21 protein-coding genes are annotated in these 25,606 nt (G+C 69.0%); 9 read left to right on the top strand and 12 right to left on the bottom strand.

All coding sequences use genetic code 11. The features are described from left to right. Both JJQ90_RS19960 and JJQ90_RS19955 read right to left on the bottom strand, forming a co-directional pair. On the bottom strand, positions 1-1,233 hold the full coding sequence (locus JJQ90_RS19960; RefSeq protein WP_329959482.1) for a Gfo/Idh/MocA family protein: 1,233 nt from the start codon (positions 1,231-1,233) through the stop codon (positions 1-3). Then, a complete protein-coding gene (locus JJQ90_RS19955) occupies positions 1,230-2,189 on the bottom strand; it encodes a PDR/VanB family oxidoreductase (protein WP_216878017.1) in 960 nt (319 codons plus the stop codon). Before JJQ90_RS19955 ends, JJQ90_RS19960 begins: the two co-directional genes overlap by 4 nt. 123 nt (positions 2,190-2,312) lie before the next feature. On the opposite strand from JJQ90_RS19955, the gene JJQ90_RS19950 reads away from it, so the two are divergent. From JJQ90_RS19950 to JJQ90_RS19940, 3 genes are all read left to right on the top strand, one after another. Continuing rightward, a complete protein-coding gene (locus JJQ90_RS19950; RefSeq protein WP_216878016.1) occupies positions 2,313-3,626 on the top strand; it encodes a Rieske 2Fe-2S domain-containing protein in 1,314 nt (437 codons plus the stop codon). Positions 3,627-3,629: 3 nt separating this feature from the next. Beyond that, positions 3,630-4,622 carry a PhnD/SsuA/transferrin family substrate-binding protein gene (locus tag JJQ90_RS19945; protein WP_216878015.1) on the top strand — a complete coding sequence of 331 codons (993 nt, stop codon included), beginning with the start codon at positions 3,630-3,632 and terminating at the stop codon, positions 4,620-4,622. A gap of 75 nt (positions 4,623-4,697) precedes the next feature. Next, a complete protein-coding gene (locus JJQ90_RS19940; protein WP_216878014.1) occupies positions 4,698-6,509 on the top strand; it encodes an SLC13 family permease in 1,812 nt (603 codons plus the stop codon). Here the strand turns inward: JJQ90_RS19940 and JJQ90_RS19935 are convergent. Genes JJQ90_RS19935 through JJQ90_RS19910 form a run of 6 tightly spaced genes read right to left on the bottom strand, consistent with a single transcriptional unit; the run spans position 6,487 to position 15,082 of the window. Next, positions 6,487-7,518 carry an NAD(P)-dependent oxidoreductase gene (locus JJQ90_RS19935; RefSeq protein ID WP_216878013.1) on the bottom strand — a complete coding sequence of 344 codons (1,032 nt, stop codon included), beginning with the start codon at positions 7,516-7,518 and terminating at the stop codon, positions 6,487-6,489. The genes JJQ90_RS19940 and JJQ90_RS19935 overlap by 23 nt on opposite strands. Beyond that, a complete protein-coding gene (locus JJQ90_RS19930; RefSeq protein WP_216878012.1) occupies positions 7,515-9,089 on the bottom strand; it encodes an ABC transporter substrate-binding protein in 1,575 nt (524 codons plus the stop codon). Before JJQ90_RS19930 ends, JJQ90_RS19935 begins: the two co-directional genes overlap by 4 nt. Before the next feature lie 17 nt (positions 9,090-9,106). Continuing rightward, on the bottom strand, positions 9,107-10,495 hold the full coding sequence (locus JJQ90_RS19925; RefSeq protein ID WP_230410829.1) for an LLM class flavin-dependent oxidoreductase: 1,389 nt from the start codon (positions 10,493-10,495) through the stop codon (positions 9,107-9,109). A 53-nt stretch (positions 10,496-10,548) separates the two neighbouring features. Next, a complete protein-coding gene (locus JJQ90_RS19920; RefSeq protein ID WP_216878011.1) occupies positions 10,549-11,973 on the bottom strand; it encodes a M20 family metallopeptidase in 1,425 nt (474 codons plus the stop codon). Between the two features lie 14 nt (positions 11,974-11,987). Next, positions 11,988-13,673, bottom strand: coding sequence for a M28 family peptidase (locus JJQ90_RS19915; RefSeq protein WP_216878010.1), 1,686 nt, complete (start codon positions 13,671-13,673; stop codon positions 11,988-11,990). After that, the gene (locus JJQ90_RS19910) at positions 13,670-15,082 is read right to left on the bottom strand and encodes a M20/M25/M40 family metallo-hydrolase (protein WP_216878009.1); all 1,413 of its coding nucleotides are present in this window, start codon (positions 15,080-15,082) and stop codon (positions 13,670-13,672) included. Before JJQ90_RS19910 ends, JJQ90_RS19915 begins: the two co-directional genes overlap by 4 nt. A 127-nt stretch (positions 15,083-15,209) precedes the next feature. Here JJQ90_RS19910 and JJQ90_RS19905 point away from each other — a divergent pair, with 127 nt between their 5' ends. Then, positions 15,210-16,550, top strand: coding sequence for an MmgE/PrpD family protein (locus tag JJQ90_RS19905; protein ID WP_216878008.1), 1,341 nt, complete (start codon positions 15,210-15,212; stop codon positions 16,548-16,550). Further along, complete coding sequence (locus tag JJQ90_RS19900; RefSeq protein WP_216878007.1) at positions 16,547-17,662, top strand: M20 family metallopeptidase; 1,116 nt, start codon at positions 16,547-16,549, stop codon at positions 17,660-17,662. The genes JJQ90_RS19905 and JJQ90_RS19900 overlap by 4 nt, the downstream gene beginning before the upstream one ends. Here JJQ90_RS19900 and JJQ90_RS19895 read toward each other — a convergent pair. Further along, entirely contained in the window at positions 17,655-19,079 is a 1,425-nt protein-coding gene (locus tag JJQ90_RS19895; protein ID WP_216878006.1) for an NAD(P)-binding domain-containing protein, read from the bottom strand. The genes JJQ90_RS19900 and JJQ90_RS19895 overlap by 8 nt on opposite strands. A 276-nt stretch (positions 19,080-19,355) precedes the next feature. On the opposite strand from JJQ90_RS19895, the gene JJQ90_RS19890 reads away from it, so the two are divergent. From JJQ90_RS19890 to JJQ90_RS19875, 4 genes are read left to right on the top strand one after another with little or no spacing between them, the layout of a single operon-like run. Next, positions 19,356-20,222 carry a fatty acid desaturase gene (locus JJQ90_RS19890; protein WP_216878005.1) on the top strand — a complete coding sequence of 289 codons (867 nt, stop codon included), beginning with the start codon at positions 19,356-19,358 and terminating at the stop codon, positions 20,220-20,222. Positions 20,223-20,236: 14 nt separating this feature from the next. Then, positions 20,237-21,283, top strand: coding sequence for a TRAP transporter substrate-binding protein (locus JJQ90_RS19885; RefSeq protein ID WP_216878004.1), 1,047 nt, complete (start codon positions 20,237-20,239; stop codon positions 21,281-21,283). Further along, on the top strand, positions 21,280-21,774 hold the full coding sequence (locus tag JJQ90_RS19880) for a TRAP transporter small permease (RefSeq protein WP_216878003.1): 495 nt from the start codon (positions 21,280-21,282) through the stop codon (positions 21,772-21,774). The genes JJQ90_RS19885 and JJQ90_RS19880 overlap by 4 nt, the downstream gene beginning before the upstream one ends. Next, positions 21,771-23,087: a TRAP transporter large permease gene (locus JJQ90_RS19875; protein ID WP_216878002.1), complete on the top strand. Its 1,317-nt coding sequence runs from the start codon at positions 21,771-21,773 to the stop codon at positions 23,085-23,087. Before JJQ90_RS19880 ends, JJQ90_RS19875 begins: the two co-directional genes overlap by 4 nt. On the opposite strand, the gene urtE is transcribed toward JJQ90_RS19875, so the two are convergent. Genes urtE through urtC form a run of 3 tightly spaced genes read right to left on the bottom strand, consistent with a single transcriptional unit; the run spans position 23,088 to position 25,601 of the window. Beyond that, positions 23,088-23,780 carry an urea ABC transporter ATP-binding subunit UrtE gene (gene urtE, locus JJQ90_RS19870; RefSeq protein WP_216878001.1) on the bottom strand — a complete coding sequence of 231 codons (693 nt, stop codon included), beginning with the start codon at positions 23,778-23,780 and terminating at the stop codon, positions 23,088-23,090. 1 nt (position 23,781) lies between these two features. After that, positions 23,782-24,522 carry an urea ABC transporter ATP-binding protein UrtD gene (gene urtD, locus JJQ90_RS19865; protein WP_216878000.1) on the bottom strand — a complete coding sequence of 247 codons (741 nt, stop codon included), beginning with the start codon at positions 24,520-24,522 and terminating at the stop codon, positions 23,782-23,784. Beyond that, complete coding sequence (gene urtC / locus JJQ90_RS19860) at positions 24,519-25,601, bottom strand: urea ABC transporter permease subunit UrtC (protein ID WP_230410827.1); 1,083 nt, start codon at positions 25,599-25,601, stop codon at positions 24,519-24,521. Before urtC ends, urtD begins: the two co-directional genes overlap by 4 nt. Positions 25,602-25,606: the final 5 nt, after the last annotated feature.

Here is a 25,606-nt window from a genome sequence, read left to right as displayed (position 1 = left end):
TCAAGGTCCTTTCGGCGCCACCTGGTGATGCAGCGCGATCTCCCGCCCCTCGCGGGCGGATTGCAGGATGGCGAGGCAGACCTCCAGCGTGGCCATGCCCCAGGCACCATCCTGCAGCGGGGGAATGCCATCCAGCACCGCAGTGCACAATGCATCCCAGACCTCGCCGCGCGGCACGGCGGGCAGGGGGGCCTTGCGGAGGCGGCGCGCGGCATCGCCATGCACCTCCACCCCCTGGGCGGTCAGCCGCAGGTCGGCCTGTTCGCAACTGGCGATGACCAGGCCGAACTGGTTGTGGAATTCGGGGGGTTCCAGCGGCGGCAGGCCGGGCGGCTGGCCGGGCGCGCCATAGGTCCGGCTGGCCTTCAGCGCCGCCTCGGCCGCCGCATCCGGCAGCCCGGCGAGCGCCGCGCGGGCCAGGCCATGGCGCCCGGGATCCTTGCGCTGGCCCATCTCCCCCACCCAGTCGAGGAAGACGTCGCTGTCGAAGCGGCCATAGCCGGAATAGGTCAGGCTGGCCGCCGCGCCATCCGCGAAGGTCAGGAAGGCGGCATAGGCGCCCTCGGTCGGCCGCGCCGGGTCCCAGGCGCCGGTCATGGCCCGGACGGAGCGCACCAGCCCGCCGCCCAGCAGCCGCACCACATCCACCTGATGCGCCCCCTGGCTGAACACCACGCCGCCGCCCTGGCTTGTGTCCAACTCCTCCGCCCGCCGCGGGCGGTACAGGAAATCGGTGTAGTTCAGCGCGGTCATCAGGCGCGGCGCGCCGACCTCCCCGCTGGCGATCAACCGCCTTGCGGCCAGCACCGGCCCATCCTGCGCATGGCTGTGGCCGACCATCAGATGCACCCCGGCCGCCCGCGCACGCTCGACCATGGAGGCCGCCTCCGCCAGCGTCACCGCCAGCGGCTTTTCCACCAGGATGTGCTTGCGGGCCTCGGCGGCGCGGGCGACCTGGGCGGCGTGGAACTGGTGCGGCGTGGCGAGGTAGATCGCCTCGACATTCGGATCGTCGCAGAGCTCGCCGAATTCGGCGTAGGAGGGTGCGTCGAAATCGGCGGTGAAGCGGATGCGCGCCTCCGGCCGCGGATCGGCGCAGGCCACAAGCTGGATGCGCGGATGATGCGCCAGCCCCGGCAGCATCAGCATGAAGGCCCGGCCCAGCCCGGCTACGCCCAGCTTCAGCCGGCGCGGCGGCCGCAGGTCCAGCTCCGGCTCGGGCGTGCTGGTCACAGGTCGAGCACCAGATGGTCGCAGCCGGGGGCGGCGCGGGACACGCAGGGCATGATCGCCATGGCCTTCTCATGCTCCATCAGCACCAGGTCGCGATGGTCCACCGCGCCGGCGATCAGGCCGGTGCGGCAGGACCCGCAGGTGCCACTCTCGCAGGAGAATGGCACGGCATGCCCCGCCGCATGCAGCGCCGCGAGCAAGGTGGTGCCGGCCGGCACGGTCACCTCACCGCCAGATCGCGCCAGGCCCACGGTGAAGGCCGTATCCTCCGCGCGCGTCTGGCCGGAAGCCGCGCCAAAATCCTCGAAATGCACGGCGGCGGAGGACCAGTGGCCGGTCATGTCCCGCACCGCCTGCATCAGCCCGCGCGGCCCGCAGCAATGGATGTGGCGGCCCTTCGGCTGTTCCAGGATGGGCCAGAGGTCGAAGGCGCGGTCCGGATCGCCGCCATCATGATGGATCACCACCTTGCCGCGAAAGGCGGAAAGCTCCTCCCGGAAGGCGGTCTCGGCCGGGGAGCGGGTGAGGTAGTACAGCTTCCAGGGCGGCCCGCCGGAGCCCTCCAGATGCCGGATCATGGACATGATCGGGGTGATGCCGATGCCGCCGGCGATGAAGACCCGCCCGACCGGCCGTCCCTCCAGCGGGAAGTCGTTCCGGGGTTCGCCGCAGGGCAGCAGGTCCCCGGGCTTCACCCCGTCGCACAGGGCAACGGAGCCGCCCTGGCCGGCCGCGTCGCGCTTCACAGCGATGGACCAGGCGGTGACATCCTCCGGGTCGGAGCAGAGCGAATAGCGCCGCACCAGCCCGCCCGGCACCTGCACCCGCAGATGCGCGCCCGCGGTGAAGGGCGGCAGCGGCTCGCCTTCGGGATGCGCCAGGTCGAACCGGAAAATGCCGCTGGCGATTTCCGCCGCCGCCATCACCCGCAGGGGCCGAAACGCCGCCTCCGTCATCCTGCCTGCCTCCGCGTCTTTCCATTCACTTAGAAATCTAACTATCTACCGTCAACACCCCCTGGACAGTGCGAAAGGCGGGCCGCATATCTTAGTCACCTAAGCATATCGGGAGGAACCGCCATGCTCACCCAGGCCGAGAACGAGCTGCTGTGCCGCGTCACCGGCGACGCCCCCATGGGCCGCCTGCTGCGCAGCCATTGGCTGCCCGTCTGCCTGTCGGAGGAGGTGGAGGAGGCGGATGGCAAGCCCGTCCGCGTCCAGGTGCTGGGCGAGAAGCTGGTCGCCTTCCGCGACAGCGACGGCCGCCTCGGCCTGGTGGGGGAGGCCTGCCCGCACCGCAAGGCCTCGCTCTATTACGGGCGGAACGAGGAGGGCGGGCTGCGCTGCCTCTATCACGGCTGGAAAGTCGACGTGGAGGGCAATGTCCTCGAAATGCCGAGCGAACCGCCGGAGGCCTGCGCCGCCGCCAAGTTCAAGCATCCGAGCTTTCCGGTGGAGGAGGCCGGCGGCTTCGTCTGGGCCTTTCTCGGTGACCGTGCCGACATGCCGGAATTCGAACCGCCGCCTTTTGCCCCGACGCCGGCCACGCGCGTGTCCATCGGCAAGACCATGGTGCCCTGCAACTGGGCGCAGATCGTCGAGGGCCAGATCGACAGCGCCCATTCCTCCTCGCTCCACTCCTCCGACATGGTGCCGGCCCGCGTCGGCCGCGCCGGGGCGAGCGCGAAAAGCTGGACGCGCCCTTCCACCGACAAGGCGCCGCGGCTTCAGGTGCAACTCACCTCCTATGGCTTCCGCTATGCCGCGATCCGCCGGCCGATCACCCAGGCAGCGACGCATGACTATGTGCGCATCACCACCTTCGTCGCGCCGCTGACCTGCCTGATCCCGCCCAATGCCAGCTACAATGTGGCGCAGGTGACGGTGCCGATCGACGACACCCATAGCTGGTTCTACTTCATGGCCTGGGGGGAGGGGCCGGAAGTCCCCTCCACCGAGGACTGGCGCAAGTTCCTGGCACTCCAGCCCGGCATCGACGTGGATGCCGATTGGCAGAAGACCCGGGTGCGGGAGAATGACTACGGGCAGGATCGCCGGTTGATGGCGCTCGGCAATTTCACCGGCATCAAGGGCATCCCGGCCCAGGACATGGCGATGTGGGAAAGCATGGGCCCCATCGCCGACCGCACCAGCGAACGCCTCGGCGCCAGCGACGTCGCCATCGTGCAATGGCGCCGGCTGATGATCGAGGCGGCGCGGGCGCTCGCCGAGGGCGCTCCGGCGCTGGGCCGCACCGAACCGCGCGTGCCGCTGAAGGACATCGCCAGTTTCGAGGGCGTGGTGCCGAAGACCACGGATTGGCGCAGCTTCGGCACGACGGAGATGGAGCGCGAGCTTTTCGTCAGCGCCCCGTCCTCCATCGCGGCGGAATAACGCATGTCGAAATTGCAGCTTTCCATCGCCATCGGCCCCTATGACCGCATGCGCCCCCTGGTGGATGGGGAGGTGCAGATCGATGCCGTCGATCCGCAATTCATGCTGCTGGAGCCGGAGGAGATCTTCTTCCGCGCCTTCCGGCATGAGGCCTTTGACATCTGCGAATTGTCGCTGTCCTCCTACGCCGTGCGCGTCGCCAAAGGGGACGCGCCTTATGTTGCTGTGCCGGTCTTTCCCTCCCGCGCCTTCCGGCACACCTGCATCGTGGTGCGGACGGATCGCGGCATTGCGAAGCCTTCGGACCTGCGCGGGAAGCGCATCGGCATCCCGGAATACCAGCTCACCGCCAATGTCTGGGCGCGGGCGATCCTGGAGGAGGAGTACGGCGTCACCCCCGCCGAGGTCACCTGGGTGCGCGGTGGCTACGACACGCCCGGCCGCGTCGAGAAAATCTCCCTCAACCTGCCGCCGGGCGTGGTGATCGAGAACGCGCCGGAGGGTGCCACCATCTCCGGCATGCTGGCCGCCGGCGAGCTGGACGGGGTGATGGGACCGCGCGCGCCCTCCTGCTTCGAACGCGGCGACCCCAACATCGAATGGCTCTTCCCGGACCCGACAGCCGCTGCCCAGGCCTGGTTCCGCAAGACGCGCATCTTTCCCGTGATGCATGTGCTGGGGATCCGGAAGACGCTGGCCGAGAAGCATCCCTGGCTGCCGGCGGCCGCCCAAAAAGCCTTCGAGAAATCCAAGGCGGTGGCGCTTGCAAAACTGGCCGATACCTCCGCCACCAAGGTCACGCTGCCCTTCGTCGAGGAGAACCTGCGCGCCGCCCGCCGTCTGATGGGGGACGACTTCTTCTCCTACGGCCTGGCCGCCAACCGCCATGTCTTCGACTGGTTCCTGCGCCACCACCATGCCCAGGGTCTGTCCAGCCGCTTGCTGGCGCCGGAGGAGCTGTTCCACCCCAGCACGCTGGAATCGCACAAGATCTGAGGATTTGGTCCGCCCTGGTGCAACCCGGCCGCGTGATGCCTGCTATGGGAGGTTGTCGCTGCCAAGGCCAGATTGATGACCACCGCCCAGATCACCCTGCTCGCCATCCTCGCGGCGACCATCATCCTGTTCATCTGGGGCCGCTGGCGGCATGACGTGGTGGCGATCGCGGCGCTGCTGGCCGCCGTGGCCGCCGGCATCGTGGCGCCGGAGACGGCCTTTGCCGGCCTGGGCCATCCGGCGGTGGTCACCGTCGCCTGCATCCTGATCCTCAGCGCCGCCCTGCAGGCCAGCGGCGCGGTGGACTGGCTTTCCGCCGTCGCCGTGCCGCGCAAGGCCGGACCCACCGTGACCATCACGGCGCTGGCCGGGCTGGCGGCGCTGCTCTCCGCCTTCATGAACAATGTGGGCGCGCTGGCGCTGCTGATGCCCGTCGCGATCCAGGTCGCCCGGCGGCTGGAACTGCCGCCGGGGCGGCTGCTGATGCCACTCGCCTTCGGCTCGATCCTCGGCGGCATGACGACCCTGATCGGCACGCCGCCCAATCTCATCGTCTCCGGCTTCCGCGCCCAGAGTGAGGGCGGGCAGAGCTTCGCCATGTTCGACTTCGCCCCGGTGGGCGTCGCCGTTGCCCTTTCCGGCCTGGCCTTCCTGGCGCTCGCCTGGCGCCTGGTGCCGGCGCGCAAGGTCAGCGGCGCGGAGGGCTTTGGCGCCGGCGCCTATCTCACCGAAGCGCGTGTGCCCGAGGGGGCCAAGGCCGCCGGCATGTCGCTGCGCGCGATCGAGGAGGCGCTGAAGGCCAGCGAGGCCCAGGTGCTCGGCCTGGTGCGGCATGAACGCCGGATCGCGGCACCGCATCTGTCGCGGGAGGTGCATGCCGGTGACATCCTGGTGATCGAGGCGGAGCCGGAGGCACTGACCTCCGCCCTGGCCGATCTCGGCCTGAAGCTGGAGGAGGATGTGCGCGACGATGCGGAGGAGAAGGATGCGGCCTCCGAATCGCAGAGCCCCGCCGCCGCCCTGCAGTCGCCCGAGGTGGTGCTGGCCGAGTTCGTGGTGCCGCCGCATGCGGCCATCGCCGGGCTGTCCGCCCGGGGCATCCGCCTGCGCCACCAGCACGGCGTCAATCTTCTCGCCATCTCGCGCCGTGGCGTGCACGCCACGGCGCGGCTCAACAGCATGGCCCTGCGGGAGGGCGACATGCTGCTGATGCAGGGATCGCCGGAGACCCTGGCGGAATTCGCCCAGCTTTTCGGGCTGGTGCCGCTGGCGCAGCGGACGCTGCGCCTGCCGGATGGGCGGCGCGCGGCCATGGTGGGTGGGGTGATGCTGGCCGCCATCGGCGCCGCCGCCTTCGGCCTGGTGCCGGCCGCCATCGCCTTTGCCGCGGGTGTGCTGGCGGTGGTGCTGCTGGGCCAGATGGCAGTGCGGCGACTGTATGATGCGGTGGACTGGCCGGTGGTCGTGCTGCTGGCGGCGCTGATTCCGGTGGCGGAGGCGATGGCGACCACGGGGGCGGCGGATGTGGTGGCGCAGACGCTGCTGGCGCCCATCGCGCCCTTCGGCCCGGTGGCGGCGCTGGCCCTGGTGCTGGTGGTGACGATGACGCTGTCCGACTTCATGAACAATGCCGGCACGGCGGCCGTGATGTGCCCGGTGGCGCTTGGCACGGCGAGCCAGCTCGGCGTCGCCAGCGATCCCTTCCTGATGGCGGTGGCCATCGGCGCCTCCTGCGCCTTCCTGACGCCGATCGGACACCAGAACAACACGCTGATCCTGGGGCCGGGCGGCTTCGGCTTCGGCGACTACTGGCGGCTCGGCCTGCCGCTGGAGGTGCTGGTGGTGCTGGTGGCGGTGCCGGCGCTCATGCTGTTCTGGCCGTTGTAGAAAGCAAAGCCGCATTCACGCAGGTGGGCCGCGCGCCCGTCCGCAGGAAATCCATCATGTACTGCATCGACAGGCGGCGGATGTCGCGGATGCTGGCGGTGGAATAGAAGGCGGCGTGCGGCGTCAGCACCAGCCGGTCGTCCAGCCAGGCCTCCCCGGCTGCCCAGGCAGCGATCAGCGGATGCGCGCGGTCCAGCGGCTCCGTGACGAAGACATCCAGCCCGGCGCCCGCCAGATGCCCCGTGCGCAGTGCCACGTGCAGCGCATCGAGATCGATGATGCCGCCGCGCGCGGTGTTCACCACCACGGCACCCGGCGGCAGCAGCGCCAGCCGGCGCGCATCCAGCAAGCCCTGGCTGGAGGCGTCCAGCGGCGCATGGATGCTGAGCACATCGCTGCGCGCCAGCAGCGCCTCCGGCGTGTCGAAGCGTTCCCAGCCGAAGGCGAGTTGGTGGCCCACCGGCAGATGCGGGTCGTGGAAGCCCACCTTCATGCCGAAGGCCTGGAAGCGCAAAGCCGCCGCCGTGCCGATGCGTCCAAGCCCCAATATGCCGAGGCGCAGCGTGCCGAGCCGCCGCACCTGCTTCATCTGCCGCGCATCCCAGGCCGCATTGCCGCGTCGCAGCCGCCGGTCATAGCCCTGCAGCCCCCGCAGCAGGCCGAGCGCCAGCGCCACCGCATGATCCGCGACTTCCGTCGTGCCGTAATCCGGCGTGGTGAGCACCGGAATCCCGCGCGCGGCGGCGGCGGCGATGTCGATATGCGCGAAGCCGACGCCGCCCTGCACGATCACCCGGCAGCGTTCGAACAGCGCGATGGCATCGGCGCCGAGCAGGTGCATGGACCGGCAGTTCAGCACCGCATCGGCGCTGGCATAGTCCGCCGGATCGGGCAGGCGCCCGCCGCTGGAGCGGCGGAACACCAGCTCCGCATCCTCGCCGGCCACTGCCCTCTCGATGTCCTGGTCCTCGCCCTGCGGGTCGATGACCAGGATGCGCGGGCGGGTCATGGCGCGGTGCGGATGCCCGTCGCCATGGTGTACTGGTCGCCGCGCGGCGTCAGGGTCAGGCCGCGCCGCACACCGTAGGAGGCGCGGAGCGAGAAGATCGGCAGGATGGCATTGTCCTCGATGGCGATGCGCGCGGCGGCGCCCATCGCCCGCTCCCGCTCCGCATCGTCCAGCGTGCGGTCCACGCGGTCCAGCGCCGCATCCATGGCGGGGTTGGAATAGCGGCCCCGGTTCAGCGGACCCTGGCCCAGGGCCGCGTTGCGGGTGCGCAGGATGCTGCTCATCGTCTCGCTGGCCACGCCGGTGGAGGAGGCGAAGATCGCCATGAAGGCGGTGAATTCGGGGTCCAGCCCCTGGCCGCCATTGGCGCGGCGGAAAAACACCGCCGTCGGCAGCGCATCCACCGTCACGCGGATGCCAACCGAGGTCAGCATCTGGCCGACCACCTGGCAGGTGCGGGAATCCCCGGCGAAGCGGTTGTTGGTGCAGTGGATGGTCAGGCCGAAGCCGTCCGGATAGCCGGCTTCGGCCAGCAGCCGGCGTGCCTGGGCGATATCCTGCGCCGGCACCGGCAGGGAGGGATCATGGCCGATGAAGCCCGGCCCGGCGAACTGCCCGATCGGATCGGCGGAGCCTTCCATCGCGCGTTCCGCCAGGGCGGCGCGGTTCAGCGCCAGGTTCATCGCCTGCCGCACACGCGGGTCGCGGATCGGGTTGCGCGCCAGGGGCTGGCCATCAGGGCCGGTGGCATAGACCACCTGGTCGCGGAAATGGTCGAGATACATGTACAGCGTGAACAGACCCGTGCCGGTGATGAGCTGGGACCGGTCGCTGTCGCGCACGCGGCCGTAGAGCGCGGCTGGCACATTGTCGATCACATCCACATCGCCGGCCAGCAGCGCGGCGACGCGGGCGCTGTCATTGCCGATGAAGCGGAAGGTCACGCGCTGCCAGGGCTCCGGCTCCCGCCAATGCCGCTCGGCCCGTTCCAGCACCACATCCTGCCCCTGCGACAGGCGGACCCAGCGATAGGGGCCGGTGCCGATGGCGGCGCGGCCGCCATTGAAATCCGCCTCCACCGCGCCCTCCGCCAGCCGGCGGGAGACGATGGCGATGACCGCCATCTGGTTCGGCAACAGCGTGGACAGGCCGCGGGTACGGATGATGACGGTGCGCGCATCCTTCGCCTCGGCCGAGGCGATGCTGCGGGTCTGGCCGACGAAGGTGCGCAGGCCGGTGATCTCCCGCGCCCGCTTGATCGAGAACACGACGTCATCCGCCGTCACCGGCGTGCCGTCGTGGAAGGTCAGGCCCTCGCGCAGCGTGAATTCCCAGGCCTCGTCGCTGATCTGCCGCCAGGACGACGCCGCGCCGGGCAGGGGGCGCATGAAGGGGTCCTGGAACACCAGCGGTTCGTAGACGTGCAACTGGACATTGCGGTTCGGCGTGTAGTTCTGGTGCGGGTCGCTGCCATCGACCGCGGCCTTGAAGCCGATGCGCAATTCCTGGGCGGCGGCTGGCAGGGCGGTGAGCAGGGCTGCCGTCATCAGCAGCGGGCGGAGCAGGCGCATGGTGGCGTCTCCCGACATCATTCGGCGGCCAGGCCGCGGGCGAGGGCGGCACGGCGGTGGGTGGGGTAGGGCACGCCAAGATTTTCGCGCAGCGTCGTGCCCTCATATTCCGTGCGGAACAGGCCACGCCTTTGCAATTCCGGGACCACGAGGTCCACGACGTCGGCGAGGCCGCCGGGCAGCCAGGGCGGCAGGATATTGTAGCCATCCGCCGCGCCCTGCTCGAACCATTCCTGCATGGCGTCGGCGATATCGGCGGGCGTGCCGACCACAGTGCGATGGCCATTGCCGGCAGCGACCAGCGTGTAGAGCTGGCGGATGGTCAGGTTGTCGCGCTTGGCCAGGTCGAGAAAAATCTGCGCGCGGCTGCGCATGCGTGGGTCGATCGCATCCGGCACCGGGCCATCCACGTCATAGGCCGAGAGGTCGCCCATGACGCGGGACAGCTGGTTGAGCCCGAGCAGCGGGTCGAGCAGCGACTGCACCTGCTCATGCTTGTCCTGCGCTTCCTGCCGCGTGCGGCCGGGCACGGCGAGGATGCCGGGCATGATCTTCAGGTGATCGGGCTCGCGCCCATAGCGCGCCATGCGGCCCTTCACGTCGCTGTAATAGGCCTGGGCGACGGACAATTCCTGCGACGCGGCATAGAGCCCGTCCGCCGTCGCCGCCGCCAACTCGCGCCCGGCATCGGAGGCACCGGCCTGGAAGATGACGGGATGGCCCTGCGGCGTGCGCGCCACATTCAACGGGCCGGCGACGCGGAAATGCTCGCCCTTGTGGTTCAGAACATGCAGCTTGGATTCGTCGTAGTTGACGCCGGATGCCTTGTCGCGGACGAAGGCGTCATCCTCCCAGCTCTCCCACAACCCGCGCACCACCTCGACGAATTCGGCGGCGCGGTCATAGCGCCTGTCGTAGTCCGGCGCCTTCTCGAAGCCGAAATTCCGCGCCTCGGTATCGGTGAAGGAGGACACGACGTTCCAAGCCGCGCGGCCGCCGCTGATATGGTCCAGCGAGGCGAATTTGCGGGCGACGTGATAGGGCTCGTTATAGGTGGTGGAGGCGGTGGCGACGAGGCCGACATTCTCGCTGACCATGGCCAGCGCCGAGAGCAGTGTCAGCGGCTCGAACACCACGTTCTTGGAGGAGCGGGCCAGCGCCCCCTTCGGTTCATCCTGCGCGCGAATGCCGACGCCATCCGCCAGGAACACCAGATCCAGCCTGCCGCGCTCGGCGATGCGCGTGATATCGACGTAGTGCGACAGCTTCATATTGCCGGCCGGATCGATATCCGGATGGCGCCAGGCCGCCATGTGATAGCCAAGCCCGATCATCGAAACACCGAGCTTCATCTGACGCCGCGCCATGGCCAGAACCTCCCGCAGAAAGCGGAAGGCTGCCGCCATCCCCGCAACGCCGCAAGCAGTCTCGCGGCGATCACGGGGTTGTCCGGGTTAGATCACTCGGCGAGGGACATGCCGAGTGCCGGCTTCGCATCGGCCGGCAGCGGGCTGGCATAGGGCTTGCCGCCGGTGCGCGCCTGATGATCGGCCTTGGCCTTGGCGATGATGTCCGGATTGCGCAGCGCATCCACCGCCGTGCCGGCCATCACCTTCGCCACATGCACCATGCCGGTATGCGCCGCCGGCGCCTTGCCCTGCGCCACAACCTGCCAGCTATGGCCCGGCGTGCCGATGGCATAGGTCGCGCCACGCGCCTGCACCGTCGGCACCTTCCAGGAGACGTCGCCCACATCGGTGGAGCCGTTCATGCCCGCGCCCTTGGCATCCAGCGGCACGATCAGCTCGCACAGCGCCTTGCCGGTATCCGGCGTGACGCCCTGGCGGCGATAGCCGGACAGGATGTCCTCGTCGCTCAGCGTCTTCTGGATCTCGGCCGCATAGGCCTTGTCCTCATCGGTGAATTGCGGCGGGCCGAGGCGCTGGAAGTTGTCGTACATCAACTGCTCCAGCGGCGAATTGCCGAGCAGGTTCGAGACGGCCGAGATCACCTGGGTGGAGACGGTGGTCTCCGTCATCAGTGCCGCGCCGTCGGCGATCTTGCGCACGCGCGCCACCAGGGCGTTCAATTCGAGCAGGTTCCGCGCGCGGATCAGGTAGCGGACCTTGGTCTGGGATTGCACGACATTGGGCGCGATGCCGCCGGCATTCAGATAGGCGTAGTGGATGCGGGCATCGCTCGGCATGTGCTCGCGCATGTAGTTCACGCCGACATTCATCAGCTCGATCGCATCCAGCGCGGAGCGGCCCAGATGCGGGGAGGATGCGGCATGGGCGGCGCGGCCGGTGAAGGAAAAATCGATGCGGGTATTGGCCAGCGAGATCGCGTCATTCACGCCGGAGAAGCTGGCCGGGTGCCAGGAGATGGCGATGTCCACATCGTCGAAGGCGCCTTCGCGCACCATGAAGCCCTTGGCCGCGCCGCCTTCCTCCGCCGGGCAGCCGTAGTAGCGCACCCGCCCCGGCAGGTTGTTGGCTTTCAAAAAGTCCTTCACCGCCGCGGCGGCGAGCAGGCTGGCCGAGCCCAGCACGTTGTGGCCGCAGCCATGGCCGTAGCCATCGCCCGGCAGCGGCTTGTGTTCCGCCACGCCCGCCTCCTGCGACAGGCCCGGCAGCGCGTCGTACTCGCCGAGGATGGCGATCACCGGCCCGCCTTCGCCCGCCTCGCCCATCACCGCGGTTGGGATGCCCGCGACGTCACGGGTGATGGCAAAACCCTCGGCCTGCAGCATCGCGATATGTTCGGCGACGCTGCGATGCTCGTTGTAGCAAAGCTCTGGCATGCCCCAGATGCGGTCGCTGAGTTCCGCATAGGTCTCCTTGCGCTCATCGACGCTGCGCCAGACCTGTTCGTCGTTCCGCATGATGGCTTCTTCCTTCAGTTCAGCGCCGCATCGGCGGCATCAAGCGCGGCCTGGGCCTCGCGCAGCGCGAAGGCCAGGCGGTTGCGGGCGCGGGTCGCGTCCACGGTGGCGAATTTCTCGGCGTCCGTACCCGCTTCCGTCGCCGCCAGATCGCGGATCGGCTGCAACGTGGCCCAGGCGGGCAGGGGCAGGGCGGCGGCATGGCCGAAGCGGTCGCCCGGCGTGTAGTCGACCGGCACCAGGGCGCGGGACGCCCGCATCAGCGCCGCATTGGCGGCCGCGGCATCCTTCGCCGTCCGTCCGGCGATGCGCGCCGCGCTGTCGCGCAGCCGCGTCGCCGCGGTGACCAGGCCCTCCATCTCGAACCGGCCCGCCAGCCTGCCCGAAAGCCCGGCCAGTTCCTGCACCAGGGAGGCGGCGGTCGCCGCGTGGTCCAGCGGCAGCACCGGCTCCGCCAGCAGCTTCCACACCACCTGCGTCAGCACGCGCGTGTCGCGCACCAGATTGGCCTCATCGACCTTGTCGATCAGGTCATGCGGCGTGTGCCACCACCAGCCCAGCGCATTGCGCGCCTGCGCATGCCGCGCCGGCTGTTCGCTGATGGAGCCGAGCATGGAGGGAATGCCGATGCCGACGAAGCTCTCGTCGCTGTTCCGCGCCTTGCGCTTGCCCTTGTAGGTCTGGTCGGTCTGCGCCTGCACGGCCTCCGCCGCCAGATGGCGAAGCTCCGTCATCGCCGCCGCATTCTCCAGCACCGTCGCGCCGGCGCCGCCGAGGCTGTCCACATTCACATGCGCGGCGCAGCGGCGGTCCAGTTCCTCCCAATGCGTGTCGGCATACCAGGCGGAGCCGGAATAGCGCCCATGCGAATGGCCCGACCAGAAGCACAGCCGCAGCCCGCGCTGCCACTTGGCGTGATGCAGCGCGCAAAGCCGCGCCGCCTCCATCATGCCGGCATTGGCGGAGCCATTGTCCATCACGCCATGATACCAAGTGTCCTGATGGCCGGAGAGCAGGATGAAGGGCGCCTCCGCCCCGCCATGCGGCGCCTCCATCTCCGCCACCAGGATCGGCGTCTTGCGCCAGCCGGTATCCACCTCCGCCTCCAGCGTCACCACAGGCTGCGCACCGGCGGCCAGCGCGTCGCGGATGGCGCCGCCCTCGGCATTGTCGACGCTGCACACCACCGTGGTCGGCAGCTCCGCCAGCGTGCTCGCGCCCGGGCTGCCCCAGACGGGGGAGATGCACATCTCGTGGATATGCTCGTGATGGCTGATATGCAGTTGCCCCGCCGCGCCGGCATGTGAGGCGCGCTGCGCCACGGCCGGCGTCGCCATGCCCTCGAACAGCAGGATGCGGCCGGCCAGGTCCTTGCCCGCGAAGTCGGCATCGTGCCCATGGCCGAGATAGACCGGCACGCCGGAGACGCGGCCGGGGCGGGAGAAGGACTGCGTGATGCAGCGCAGCGCCTTGCCGTCGACGGTGACGGCGGCCTTGCCCGGCAGGCTGATATAGGCGTCGTGCAGCAGGATCTGCGTGCGGAAGCCGTAGGCCTTCATCCGCTGCTGCAGGAAGCCGAGCGATTCCAGCTCCTCCGCCGCGCCGCTCAGCTTCACCCAGCGGGCGATCTCCCGCAGGTTGTCCATCATCTCCTTGCCGCTGACCTGGTCGATCAGCGCGGCGGGCAGGGCATCCGTCATGACCGCTTCCTCTGGGGGACCTTGCCCTCGCCGATATCCCACCAGATGCCGGCCATCAGCCCCAGACCCTCACGCAGCAGCGGCGCCAGCGCGTGTTCGTCGGGACCATGCTGGTTGCAGCCGGCATAGCTGTTCGGAATCCAGATCACCGGCGCATCCAGCTCCTCCAGGAACATGTCGGAGGGGTTGGAGCCGGAGGAGCTGGGCACGATGTTCGGCGCGCGGTTGCTGGTGCGCGCCATGGAGTTGGCCACCATGCCGACCCAGGGATCGTCCGGATCGGTGCGCGCGGCGCCGAACATGTCGCGCTCCATCATCGGGATGATCTCGACCTCCGGGAAGCCCCTGGCATCCAGATGCTTGCGCAGCGCCGGCACGAAGGCGGCGCCGGGCACGTCCACCGTGTGGCGGATCTGCAACCGCGCGCGGGCCTCGCCCTGCACGGCATTGGTAGGCGCATCCGGATGGCCGGTGATCTGCGCCAGCATGATGACGCTGGTCCAGCCGAAGATTTTTTCGGCTTTCGTCAGGCCGGGCTCGCCCCAGCTGGGATCGCCTTCGGGCAGGCCGGGGATGTCCTCGAACACCAGTTCGCCGATGGCGCGCTTGACGGCGGGCGGGATGGCCGCCGGCGACCAGCCCTCCACAAGAATGCGGCCATTGCGGTCGAGGATGGTGGACAGCGCATGCGCCAGCACGAAGCCGGGGTCCGTCAGCACGCCGCCCCAATGGCCGGAATGATGCGCATGGTCGCGCAGCTTCACCACCAGGTCGAAGGCGACGCCGCCGCGCGCGCCGAGCTTCATCTCCGGCATGAAGGTGGTCTGGCGCGGCCCGTCGAGGCCGATGAACACATCCGCCGCCAGCATCTCCCGATGCTGTTGCAGCATCGCGCGCAGGCCGGGGGAGCCCTGTTCCTCGCCGGTCTCCACCAGCACCTTGGCGTTGAAGCCCAGCGTGCCGCCGCGTTCCGCCATCACCGCGCGCAGTGCCTCGATGGCGATCAGGTGCTGGCCCTTGTTGTCCACCGTGCCGCGGCCGTACCACTTGTCGCCGCGCACGGTGACCTGCCAGGGGTCGAGCCCCTCGCTCCATTTCGGCGCCAGGCCGCGCACCACATCGCCATGGCCATAGACCAGCACGGTCGGCAAGGACGGGTCCTCGATGCGGGTCGCGACGAAGACCGGGCCGCGGCCCTCCCGCGGGTTCGGCAGCACGGTCTGCTCGAAGGGCATGTCGCGCATCAGATCGGCGAGCGTTTCGGTGCAGTAGCGGGTCAGCGCCGGCAGGCTGTCCGGAAGCTGGCTTTCGGTCGGGACCGCGACCAGCTTCCGCAGCGCCGCCAGATATGCGCCATCGTCAAAGCAGCGTTCCGCGCGCGCGATCGCTCCAGCCCTGGTCCCGGTCATTCCAGCCTTCTCCACCCATCTTCGGCCGCAAGCTTCGCAGGCATCGGCGACGGCGTGAAGACGGGCGGGGGTTGCCCGGCGGCATGCGGCGCGCGAGGCTGCGCCCGTCAGGCGGGAAGGGATGAGGATGGCGGGGCCGACGCAGCGACTGGCGGAATGGATCGCCGATCTGCCGGTCGACCGCACGGCCGCCGTGGCGCCGCTGGCCATCGCCGGTCTGCGCGACGCCATCGGCGTGATGCTCGCCGGATCGGTGGAGGAAACACCGCGTCGCGTCGCCGCGACCGCTGCGCGCTGGGGTGCCGGCGGTTCGCGCCTGCTGGGGACGCGAATCGCCCTGGCCGCACCCTGGGCCGCGCTGGTGAATGGCGCGGCGGCGCATGTGCTGGATTACGACGACACCTTCAACCCGCTGCATGGCCACGCCACCGCCGTGCTGGTGCCCGCCATCCTCGCTTTGGGCGAGGAGCGCCAGGCCGCGGGCCCCGCGCTGCTGGATGCGTTGGTCGTCGGTCTGGAAGTGATGGCCTGCATCGGCCGCGGCGTGAATCCGCGCCATTACGGGCTGGGCTGGCACGCCACCTCCACCATTGGCACGATCGGCGCGGCGGCGGCCTGCGCGCGGCTGCTGGGGCTGGATGCCGGGCAGGCGGGGCATGCGCTCAGCCTCGCCACCAGCATGGCCAGCGGCAGCCGCATGCAGCTCGGCGCCATGGCCAAGTCCGTGCATGCCGGCCTCGCCGCGAAATCGGGCCTGCTGGCGGCGATCCTCGCGGAGCAGGGCATCGATGGCGCGGCGGAGGCGCTGGCCGGCCGTTGGCGCTTCGTCGAGATGTTCGCGGGCGCCGAAGTAGCGGAGGGGGCGATGGACCCGCCCGGCGACAATGCGCCGCTGGCCATTGAGGCCTTGGGCATCAGCTACAAACCCTATCCCACCTGCGCGGCCACGCACCTGTCGCTGGACGCGCTGCTGGCGATGAAGGTGCCGCCTGCCGAGATCGCCGCGATCGAGACGGCCCTGCCCGCGGTGCTCGCCGGCAACCTGATCCATCCCGATCCGCGCACGGGGATGCAGGCACGCTTCAGCATGGAGTATTGCCTGGCGACGGCGGCACTACAGGGACAGGTGGCGCTGGCGGATTTCGAGGGGGATGCGATCCACCGCGCCTCCATCCGCGCCTTGATGCCGCGCATCACGATGCGCGCGCTGCCGGATGCCGACCCGCGCCCGCCGACGCAGGTGACTCTGCATCTGCGCGATGGCGGCACGCTGAGCGAAACACGCAGCATCCGCCGCGGCGCGGCCGGGAACCCGATGACCGAGGCGGAGCATCTGGCGAAATTCCGCGATTGCGCGGCGCGCGTGCTCAGCCCCAGAGCGACCGAAGACGCCCTGTCCGCCATCGCCGCGCTGGCGGAGGGCGGTGATGCCGCAACCCTCGTGACGAAACTGGTGCCCTCCACATGACCTTCACCACCGATGCGCTGCTCGCCAGCATCCGCCCCTGGGTGGAGCATGAAACGCCGACCGATGCGCCCGATGCCGTCTCCGCCCTGATGGCGAAGGTCGCCGCGGAGGCCGGCGAGGCGGGCGCGCATGTGGAAATCATCCCGGGCCGCGACGGCATGGGCGACCATGTGTTGCTGCGCTCGCCCTGGGGCGGCGATGCGCCGGGCATCCTGGTGCTGTCGCATCTGGATACGGTGCATCCCATGGGCATGCTGGCGCGCATGCCCTTCCGGGTGCAGGACGGCATCGCCTACGGCCCCGGCATCTACGACATGAAGGCCGGCGCGCGGCTGGCCTTCGAGGCCTTCCTCTCCTTCCTGCGCGCCGGCACGCCGACGCCGCTGCCCATCACCTATCTGTTCAATGCGGATGAGGAGGTGGGCAGCCCGACCAGCAAGGACCTGATCCGCGACCTCGGCGGTAAGGCCAGGTATGTGCTGGTGACGGAGCCGGCGCGGGAGGGTGGCAAGATTGTCACGGCCCGCAAGGGCGCCGCGCGTTTCGACCTTGTGGTGAAGGGCCGCGCCGCGCATTCCGGCAGCCGGCACCAGGACGGCCGCAGCGCCATTGGCGAGCTGGCACGGCAGATCATCGACCTGCATGCGATGACGGATTACGAGCGCGGCGTCACCGTGAATGTCGGCGTCGTCGCTGGCGGCACGCGGGCGAATGTGGTGGCGGAAGAAGCCCGCGCCGCCGTCGACATGCGCCTGCCGACGCCAGCGATCGCGGAGGAGATGCTGGCGCGCATGCAGGCGCTGCGTCCGCATGGCCCGGATGTGACGCTGATGCTGACCGGCGGGTTGAACCGTCCGCCCTATGAGAAGACACCTGCCATCGCCGCGCTGTTCGACCATGCCAAGGCGCTGGCGGCCGAGATCGGCTTCGAGTTGCAGGACCTGAAGACAGGTGGCGGCAGCGACGGCAATTTCTGCGCCGATCTCGCGCCGGTGCTCGATGGGCTGGGCGCCGATGGCAAGGGCGGGCATACGGATTTCGAGCAGATCTATCTGGAAAGCCTGGTGCCCCGCGCGCTGCTGCTGCGGCGGTTGATGGAAACCCTCAACTGATCCGGCTCGGGTCGATCTCCACCTGCTTCACGTCATAGGCGCGCAGCTCCGCGTAGTAGCGCGGCAGTTCGGCGGCAAACAGGCCGCGGGTGATGCCCGCGGCCAGGCGCGGCACGGCGATGCCCATGGCGTTGATGGAGGCGCCGGCGGGGCCGAAGGACAGGGTGGTGCCGATGCCGAACAGATGGATGTCGCGCATCCAGGGGGTCTCGCCCGGCACGCGCTCGATGAAGCTGTAGTCGTCGGCCAGGTAGGGGAATTCGCCGAGGCGCGGATTGGCTTCCTCCGCCGGCGGTGTGTAGCGGTCCGACCAGCGGGCGATGTTGTGGGCGCAGCCGGCGAGTTCCGGCACCAAAGTCGGGTCCATCCGCACGCCGGTGCCGCAGATCAGGAAGTCGGCTTCGAAGTCGCCGCGAGGTGTGGTCAGCGTCACGCGCGCGCCATCGCTCCGCGCATCGGTCCAGGCACGGCCGACATGCATTGCGAAGTTGGGAAAATGCAGGACGCGCGCATAGGTGTCGGGCGGAAAACCCTCCCGCAGCCCCAGCACATGCGCCATGAAGCGCCAGCGCCATTCATCCGGCATCTCATGGATGTGGCGCATGAAGCCGGCGAAGGTGAGCCAGCGATAGGGCTGCACCACCATCGGCTCCGCCCGGCGGCAGAACAGATGCACCGCCGCCGCCCCGGCCTCCAGCGCCATCGCCGCATTGTCGAAGGCCGAGGCCCCGGCGCCGAGCACGGCCACCACCTTGCCGCGCAGCGCCGCGAAGTCGATCGGGTCGGCGCTATGGGCGCGCAGAGGACGGGGCAGGGCGGTGACGAAATCCGGCATCCACCAGACGCCGGCACCTTCCTGCCCCGTCGCCAGCACCACCTTGCGCGCGAGCATCGGGCCGTCGCTGGTCTCGACGGAAAGGCAGGGCAGCCCGTCATCCGTCCGGGCGGGCGAGATGCGCCCGGCATTCACCCCGTTGCGCACCGGCACGCCGACCACGCGGCGCAGCCACAGCAGATAGTCGTTCCAGAACTCCTTGGGGATGTAGCGCAGCGCCGCCCAATCCGCGGTGCCGAACTGCGCCTCATGCCAGGCCTGGTAGGTGAGGGAGGGCACGCCGAGATCGGGGCCGCTCTGGTCCTTCCAGGACCGCAGATTGTGCATCCGCGCATAGGTCTGCCACGGTCCCTCCTGCCCATAGGCCGCGCGGTCCAGCACCAGCAGGTTGCGCACGCGGTCGCGCATCAGGGCGAAGGCGGTGACCACGCCGCATTGCCCGCCGCCCACCACCAGCACATCCAGCACGGGCCGGCCGCCGCTGGTCTTGGGTTGCAGCCAGTCCATGCGCGGATGCGCGATCAGGTCCAGGTCGCGCCGCGCGTCGTGTTCCAGGGCCGCAAGGCTGCGGGGTGCGGGCAAGGCGAATCGCTCCTGATGGGTCCTCGAGAATGGTCGGATTTCGCGCCGCTTCCAGCCCCGTGATGGATGCGGAAATCGTATGCAGTGTTGCATTGCTGCGTATACCGGCATCGCCTGCTTGCCCTCCACGCAACGCGGCGCGGCGGCGTGGTTTGAGTCGCGCGATCCCGCTTGTCAGCCACCATTGTTTGTTGCCACGCTGCGGCCATGCAGGAGAAAGCCCTTCCCCGATCGGCCGCACTCGCGCCCTCACCGATCTGGTGGCGGCGATGGGAAGTGCCGACCTGGGGCGTGGCCTTCGCCATCTATGCCGCCTGGTTCGCCCTGGTCTGGTTCCATACCAGCATTCCCTGGCCGCTGCAGGTGCTGGGCGGGGCCTATGTGCTGGCCTGGCACTTCTCGCTTCAGCATGAGGCGATCCATGGCTGGCGCAGCATTCCCCGCTGGCTGCGCACGGCGATGGTCTGGCCGCCCATCGGCGGCTGGTTTCCCTTCGAACTCTACAAGCGCAGCCACACCGCGCATCATCGCAACACGGTGCTGACCTATCCCGGGGAGGACACCGAAAGCGTCTATCACCGCCAGGACGACTGGTCCGGCTATTCACGCCCCTGGCGCATGGTGCTGCTGTTCAACCAGACTTTGCTCGGCCGGCTGACGATCGGGCCGGTGCTGCGGCTGCGCAAGCTGGTGCTGACCGAATGGGCCAAGCTGCGCGCCGGGGATTTCCGGGATGTGCCGGTCTGGCTGCGTTTCTTCGCGGGCCTCGCGGTGGTGCTGTGGTTCGTCTCCGGTGTCGCCGGCATGCCGGTCTGGCACTACTACCTGGTCTTCGTCCTGCCCGGGCTGAGCCTTGGCCTGCTGCGCGCCTTCATCGAGCATCGCTGGGGCCCCACGCCCGGCGAGCGCACGGCCAGCGTCGAATCCAACTGGGTCTTCGGCCTGCTGTTCCTGTGGAACAACCTGCACATCGTCCACCATCTGTACCCGCAGATGGCCTGGTTCGAGATTCCCGGCTTCTGGCGCCGCCATCGCGAGAAGCTGCTGGAACATAACGGCCACTACGTCTTCCCCGGCTATTTCGACATCGCGCGTCGCTGGCTGCTGAAGCCGGTCTTCGTGCCCGCGCATCCCGCGCGCTGAACAGGAGCATGCACATGTTGAATCGTCGTCACCTGCTGGGCGCTGGCGTGACCACCGGCCTGGCGCTGGCCGCGCCGGCCACGCTGCGGGCGCAGACCACCTTCACCTTCCGGCTGCACAGCTTCTCCTCCCCCACCGCGCTGGACCACACGCTGCATCTCGACCCCTGGGCGGCGAAGGTGGCGCAGGAATCCGGCGGGCGCATCAAGATCGACGTCTTCCCCGCCATGCAGCTCGGCGGCCAGCCGCGCGACCTGGTGCAGCAGTTGGAAGACGGCGTGGTCGATATGATCTGGACCGTCCCCGGCTTCACCCCCGGCCGCTTCATGGGGACGGAGGGGCTGGAACTGCCCTTCCTGAACACCGGCCTGTCGGCCACCGAAAGCCCGGCGGCGATGGAGTTCATCGCCAAGCACCTGGCCGATACCGAATATCGCGGCATCAAGATCATCGCCGTCCATGCGACGGACCGCGCGCTGGTCCACACCTCCCGCAAGCCGATCCGAACCATGGAGGATTTCCGCGGCCTCAAGCTGCGCGTCGCCGGCCGTTTCATTGGGGAGGCTGTCACGGCGCTCGGCGGCACGCCCGTCGGCATCCCGCTCGGCGGCGTCTATGAGGCGACGGCGCGTAACCAAGTGGACGGCTTCCTCATCAACTGGGCCATCACGCATCCCTTCCGCCTGTATGAGGTCGCGAAATTCCACAGCGAGCCGCCGGGCGTCGGCCTGTTCCAGGGCATGATCCTCACCTTGATGAACGGCCGCAGCTACAACCGCCTGCCGCCCGATCTGAAGGCGGTGATCGACGCCAATTCCGGCCCCGCGCTCGCTGCCAATCGCGGCGCCATCTGGGACACGCAGACCAAGCCCGCCGTCGACGCGACCCTTGCTGCCGGCAACGAGATCATCGCCATCGGCGATGCCGAGAAGGCCCGCTGGCGCACCGCCGTGCAACCCGCCTACGACGCCTGGATCGCGGAGATGACCCGCCGTGGCCGCAACGGTCGCGCGATGTTCGAGGATCTTCAGGCCATCACCGCCAAGCACGGCCGCGCATGAGTCTGGACTCGCTGCGGGCCGGTTTCACCCGGCTCGCGGTAGGCTGCGCCATCCTGGCGGGCTTTCTCCTGTTGGCGGCCGTGGCGGTCACTACCGCTTCCGTCCTGCGCGGTGCCTTTGGCCGGCCAATCCTGGGTGACAGCGAGATTGTCGAGATGCTGCTGGGCGTGGCTATCGCCTTGTGCATGCCGCTCTGCGAGATGAAGGGCGCGCATGTGGTGGTGGATTTTTTCACCCAGAAACTGCCCGCGCGCGGCATTGCCGGGCTGGACGCGGTGATGCGTGCCATCGCCGCGCTGGTGGTTGCGGTGCTGGCCTGGCGGCTGGCCATTGGCGGCTACAATATGTGGGATCGCGAAAGGGACACGATGTTCCTGCAACTGCCCTTCTGGTGGGGCTATGCGGCGGCAGCGCTCGGCATGATGGCCTGGAGCCTCTGCGCCGGCTTTGTCGCGATCGAGGGGCTGTTGCGGCCGCGCCGCGCGGCATGAGCAACTTCGCCATTGGGTTGACGATGTTCGGCGGCGCGCTGGCGTTGATCGCGCTGCGCATGCCGGTCGGCATCGCCATGCTGCTGGTGGGCGGGCTTGGCTATGCGGAGCTGTCCGGCTGGGACCGGCTGTTCGCCACGCTGAACACGCTGACCTTCAGCCGCTTCTCCGCCTATACGCTCTCCGTCATTCCGCTGTTCCTGCTGATGGGCGACTTCGCCACCAAGGGCGGCATGAACCGCGCCCTGTTCCGCTGCGCGCGCGCCTGGATGGGGCATTGGCGCGGCGGGCTGGCGGTGGCCAGCATCGGCGGCTGCGCGGCCTTCGGCGCCATCTGCGGCTCCTCCCTCGCCACCGCCGCCACCATGTCGCAGGTGGCGCTGCCGGAGATGCGGCGGCATGGCTATTCGCCGGCGCTCGCCACCGGCACGCTGGCCGCCGGCGGCACGCTCGGTATCCTCATCCCTCCCAGCGTCATCCTGGTGATCTACGCGATCTATACCGAGATGAGCATCGGCGCGCTGTTCATCGCCGCCGTGATCCCCGGCCTGATCGCCACCATCGGCTACATGCTGGTGGTCAATCTCTACAGCCGCCTCGTGCCCGGCGCCGCGCCGGCTGCGGAGCGGATGCCCTGGCGCGAGCGCATCCGCGCGACCGGGGAGGTCTGGCCGGTGATGCTGGTCTTCATCACGGTCGTCACCGGCATCTATGGCGGCTGGTTCAGTGCGACGGAGGGCGCCGCCATCGGCGCCGCGGCCACCGGCATCATCGCCGTGGCGCTGGGTGGCATGCGCTGGCAGGGTCTGAAGGAGAGCCTGCTCTCCACCGCCGAGACCACCGGCCTGATCTTCCTGGTGCTGCTGGGGGCGGAGTTGTTCAGCGCGGCGCTGGCGCTGTCGCATCTGCCCTCGGAACTGTCGGCCATGGTGGCGGCGCTGCCGGTGCCGCCGCTGGTGATCCTGGCGGCGATCCTGGTGGTCTACTTCATCCTCGGCTGCTTCATGGAAAGCATGGCGATGGTGCTGCTGACGCTGCCCATCTTCATCCCGCTGATGCTCGGCCTGGATTTCGGCATGGACCGCAATCAGGTGCTGGTCTGGTTCGGCATATTGGTGCTGATGAGCGTGGAGGTGGGGATGATCTCGCCACCCTTCGGCATGAACCTCTTCGTCATCAATGCCATGGCGAAGGACATTCCGATGGGGGAGACCTATCGCGGCGTGCTGCCCTTCTGCATCGCGGATATCCTGCGCATCGCCATTCTGCTGCTGTTCCCGGCGCTGTCGCTGTGGCTGCCGGGGCTCTGGTAGCTACACCGTCAGCAGCTTGCGCACCGCCACCTCATCGAGTGTGCCGGCCGGGCCGCCCAGCGCGACCTCGCCGCGCACCATCACCGCGATGGAATCGGCCAGCTCACGGGCGAAGTCGTAGTACTGCTCCACCAGGATCACGGCCATGCCGCGATCCTTCGCCAGGTGGCGGATGACGCGGGCGATGTCCTTGATGACGGAGGGCTGGATGCCTTCCGTCGGCTCATCGAGGATCAGCAGCCGCGGCCGGGCGCAGAGGGCGCGACCGATGGCGAGCTGCTGCTGCTGCCCGCCCGAAAGATCGCCGCCCCGCCGGCGCAGGAATTGCCGCAGGATCGGGAACAGGTCGAAGACCTCCGAATCCACCCCCGATCCACGCGGCGCGGCGGCCAGCGCGGTTTCCAGGTTTTCCTGCACCGTCAGGAAGGGAAAGATCTCCCGCCCCTGCGGCACATAGCCGATGCCGGCGCGGGCGCGTTCCGCCGGGCCCAGCCGCGTCACGTCGCGGCCTTCCCAGGTGATGCTGCCGGCGCGCACCTTCTCCAGCCCCATGATGGCCCGCAGGAGGGAGGATTTGCCGACGCCGTTGCGGCCGAGCACGGCGGTGACCTTGCCCGGCTGCGCTTCCAGCGAGACGCCGCGCAGGCACAGGCTGGCGCCGTAGGACAGGTCGATCGAGGATACCGTCAGCATCTCAGCGCCCCAGATACACTTCGATCACGCGCTGGTCGTTCTGCACATGATCGATCGACCCCTCCGACAACACGCTGCCGTCGCACAGCACTGTCACGCGGCGGCCGAGGGCGCGGACGAATTCCAGGTCATGCTCCACCACCACCACGCTGCGCTTGCCGGCGATGCGGACCAGCAGGGCGGCGGTGTGCTCGGTCTCGGAATCTGTCATGCCGGCGACGGGCTCGTCGACCAGCAGCAGCTCCGGGTCCTGCATCAGCAGCATGCCGATCTCGAGCCACTGCCTTTGGCCGTGGCTGAGGATGCCGGCCAGGTCCTGCGCGCGCTCGGTCAGGCCGATCTCGGCCATGGTCTGCTCGATGCGCGTGCGGGCCTCGCCGTTCAGCTTCCAGCGCAGGCAGGCGATGGGGCCGCGCGGTGCCTTCAGCGCAAGTTCGAGATTCTCGAACACGGTCAGCGCGTCGAACATGGTGGGCTTCTGGAACTTCCGGCCGATGCCGAGATTGGCGATCCCGGCCTCGTCCATCCGCGTCAGGTCGGTCTCGCCGAACAGCACCTTGCCGGCGGTGGGGCGGGTCTTGCCGGTGATGACGTCCATCATCGTCGTCTTGCCCGCGCCATTGGGGCCGATGACGGAGCGCAGCTCGCCAGGCTCCACGATCAGCGAGAGATTGTTCAGCGCCCGGAAGCCGTCGAAGACCACCGAGACGCCATCGAGATACAGGCGGCGCCCTTCGCTCATCGGCCGCGCCCCTTGATCAACCCGATCAATCCCTTCGGCAGGAACAGCGTCACCGCCACGAACAGCCCACCCAGCACGAACAGCCAAAGATCCGGTGCCGCGCTGGTCAGCCAGGTCTTCAAGCCGTTCACCGTGAAGGCGCCGAGCACCGCGCCGACCAGCGTGCCGCGCCCGCCGACCGCCACCCAGATCACCGCCTCGATCGAATTGGCGGGGCTGAACTCGCCCGGATTGATGATGCCGACCTGCGGCACGTAGAGCGCGCCGGCGACACCCGCGAGCATGGCGGACAGCACGAAGGCAAACAGCTTGTGGCTGGTGGTGTTGTAGCCGAGGAAGCGCACGCGGCTCTCGGCATCGCGGATCGCCGTGAGCACGCGGCCGTACTTGCTGCGCGTCAGCCGCAGGCAGATCAGGAAGGACAGCACCAGCGCGATCAGCGAGGCGTAGAACAGCCCCGCCCGTGCGCCGGAGGTATTGAGGGCAAAACCCAGCAGCTCCTTGAAATCCGTGAAGCCGTTATTGCCGCCGAATCCCATGTCGTTGCGGAAGAAGGCGAGCATCAGCGCGAAGGTCATCGCCTGCGTCAGGATCGAGAGATAGACGCCGGTGATGCGGCTGCGGAAGGACAGGAAGCCGACGATCAGCGCCAGCGCGCCCGGCACCAGCACCACCATCAGCATGGCGAAGGGGAAACTGCCGAAGCCCAGCCAGTACCAGGGTAGTTCCTGGTAGCCGAGGAAGACCATGAAGTCCGGCAACACCGGGTGACCATAGACCCCGCGCGGCCCGATCATCCGCATCAGGTGCATGCCCATCGCATAGCCACCCAGCGCGAAGAAGGCGCCGTGGCCCAGCGAGAGAATCCCCGCATAGCCCCAGGCGAGATCCAGCGACAGCGCCAGGATCGCGTAGCAGATCCATTTGCCCGTGATGGAGACGAGGAAGTCCGAGACATGCAGCGGGTTCGTCACCGGCAGCAGGTTCAGCAGCGGCATGATGCCGAGCAGCAGCACGAAGATGGCAAGCCCTGCCCGCAGGCCGAGCCGCAGCCGCGCATCGGCGGCGATGGGTGACATGGCGA

Source organism: Falsiroseomonas oleicola, assembly GCF_019029495.1.
GTDB classification, from domain to species: domain Bacteria; phylum Pseudomonadota; class Alphaproteobacteria; order Acetobacterales; family Acetobacteraceae; genus Falsiroseomonas; species Falsiroseomonas oleicola.
Note: the sequence above shows the minus strand (reverse complement) of the source record. Positions and strands in the feature narration are given on the sequence as shown.

Coding starts and splice junctions, on each gene's coding strand:
- urtD (WP_216878000.1), bottom strand. CDS start 24,522: ATGAGCGAAGGGCGCCGCCTGTATCTCGATGGCGTCTCGGTGGTCTTC.
- JJQ90_RS19910 (WP_216878009.1), bottom strand. CDS start 15,082: ATGACCGGGACCAGGGCTGGAGCGATCGCGCGCGCGGAACGCTGCTTT.
- JJQ90_RS19915 (WP_216878010.1), bottom strand. CDS start 13,673: ATGACGGATGCCCTGCCCGCCGCGCTGATCGACCAGGTCAGCGGCAAG.
- JJQ90_RS19905 (WP_216878008.1), top strand. CDS start 15,210: ATGGCGGGGCCGACGCAGCGACTGGCGGAATGGATCGCCGATCTGCCG.
- JJQ90_RS19875 (WP_216878002.1), top strand. CDS start 21,771: ATGAGCAACTTCGCCATTGGGTTGACGATGTTCGGCGGCGCGCTGGCG.
- JJQ90_RS19925 (WP_230410829.1), bottom strand. CDS start 10,495: ATGGCGGCAGCCTTCCGCTTTCTGCGGGAGGTTCTGGCCATGGCGCGG.
- JJQ90_RS19955 (WP_216878017.1), bottom strand. CDS start 2,189: ATGACGGAGGCGGCGTTTCGGCCCCTGCGGGTGATGGCGGCGGCGGAA.
- JJQ90_RS19940 (WP_216878014.1), top strand. CDS start 4,698: ATGACCACCGCCCAGATCACCCTGCTCGCCATCCTCGCGGCGACCATC.
- JJQ90_RS19885 (WP_216878004.1), top strand. CDS start 20,237: ATGTTGAATCGTCGTCACCTGCTGGGCGCTGGCGTGACCACCGGCCTG.
- JJQ90_RS19930 (WP_216878012.1), bottom strand. CDS start 9,089: ATGCGCCTGCTCCGCCCGCTGCTGATGACGGCAGCCCTGCTCACCGCC.
- JJQ90_RS19880 (WP_216878003.1), top strand. CDS start 21,280: ATGAGTCTGGACTCGCTGCGGGCCGGTTTCACCCGGCTCGCGGTAGGC.
- JJQ90_RS19920 (WP_216878011.1), bottom strand. CDS start 11,973: ATGCGGAACGACGAACAGGTCTGGCGCAGCGTCGATGAGCGCAAGGAG.
- urtE (WP_216878001.1), bottom strand. CDS start 23,780: ATGCTGACGGTATCCTCGATCGACCTGTCCTACGGCGCCAGCCTGTGC.
- JJQ90_RS19945 (WP_216878015.1), top strand. CDS start 3,630: ATGTCGAAATTGCAGCTTTCCATCGCCATCGGCCCCTATGACCGCATG.
- JJQ90_RS19950 (WP_216878016.1), top strand. CDS start 2,313: ATGCTCACCCAGGCCGAGAACGAGCTGCTGTGCCGCGTCACCGGCGAC.
- urtC (WP_230410827.1), bottom strand. CDS start 25,601: ATGTCACCCATCGCCGCCGATGCGCGGCTGCGGCTCGGCCTGCGGGCA.
- JJQ90_RS19935 (WP_216878013.1), bottom strand. CDS start 7,518: ATGACCCGCCCGCGCATCCTGGTCATCGACCCGCAGGGCGAGGACCAG.
- JJQ90_RS19900 (WP_216878007.1), top strand. CDS start 16,547: ATGACCTTCACCACCGATGCGCTGCTCGCCAGCATCCGCCCCTGGGTG.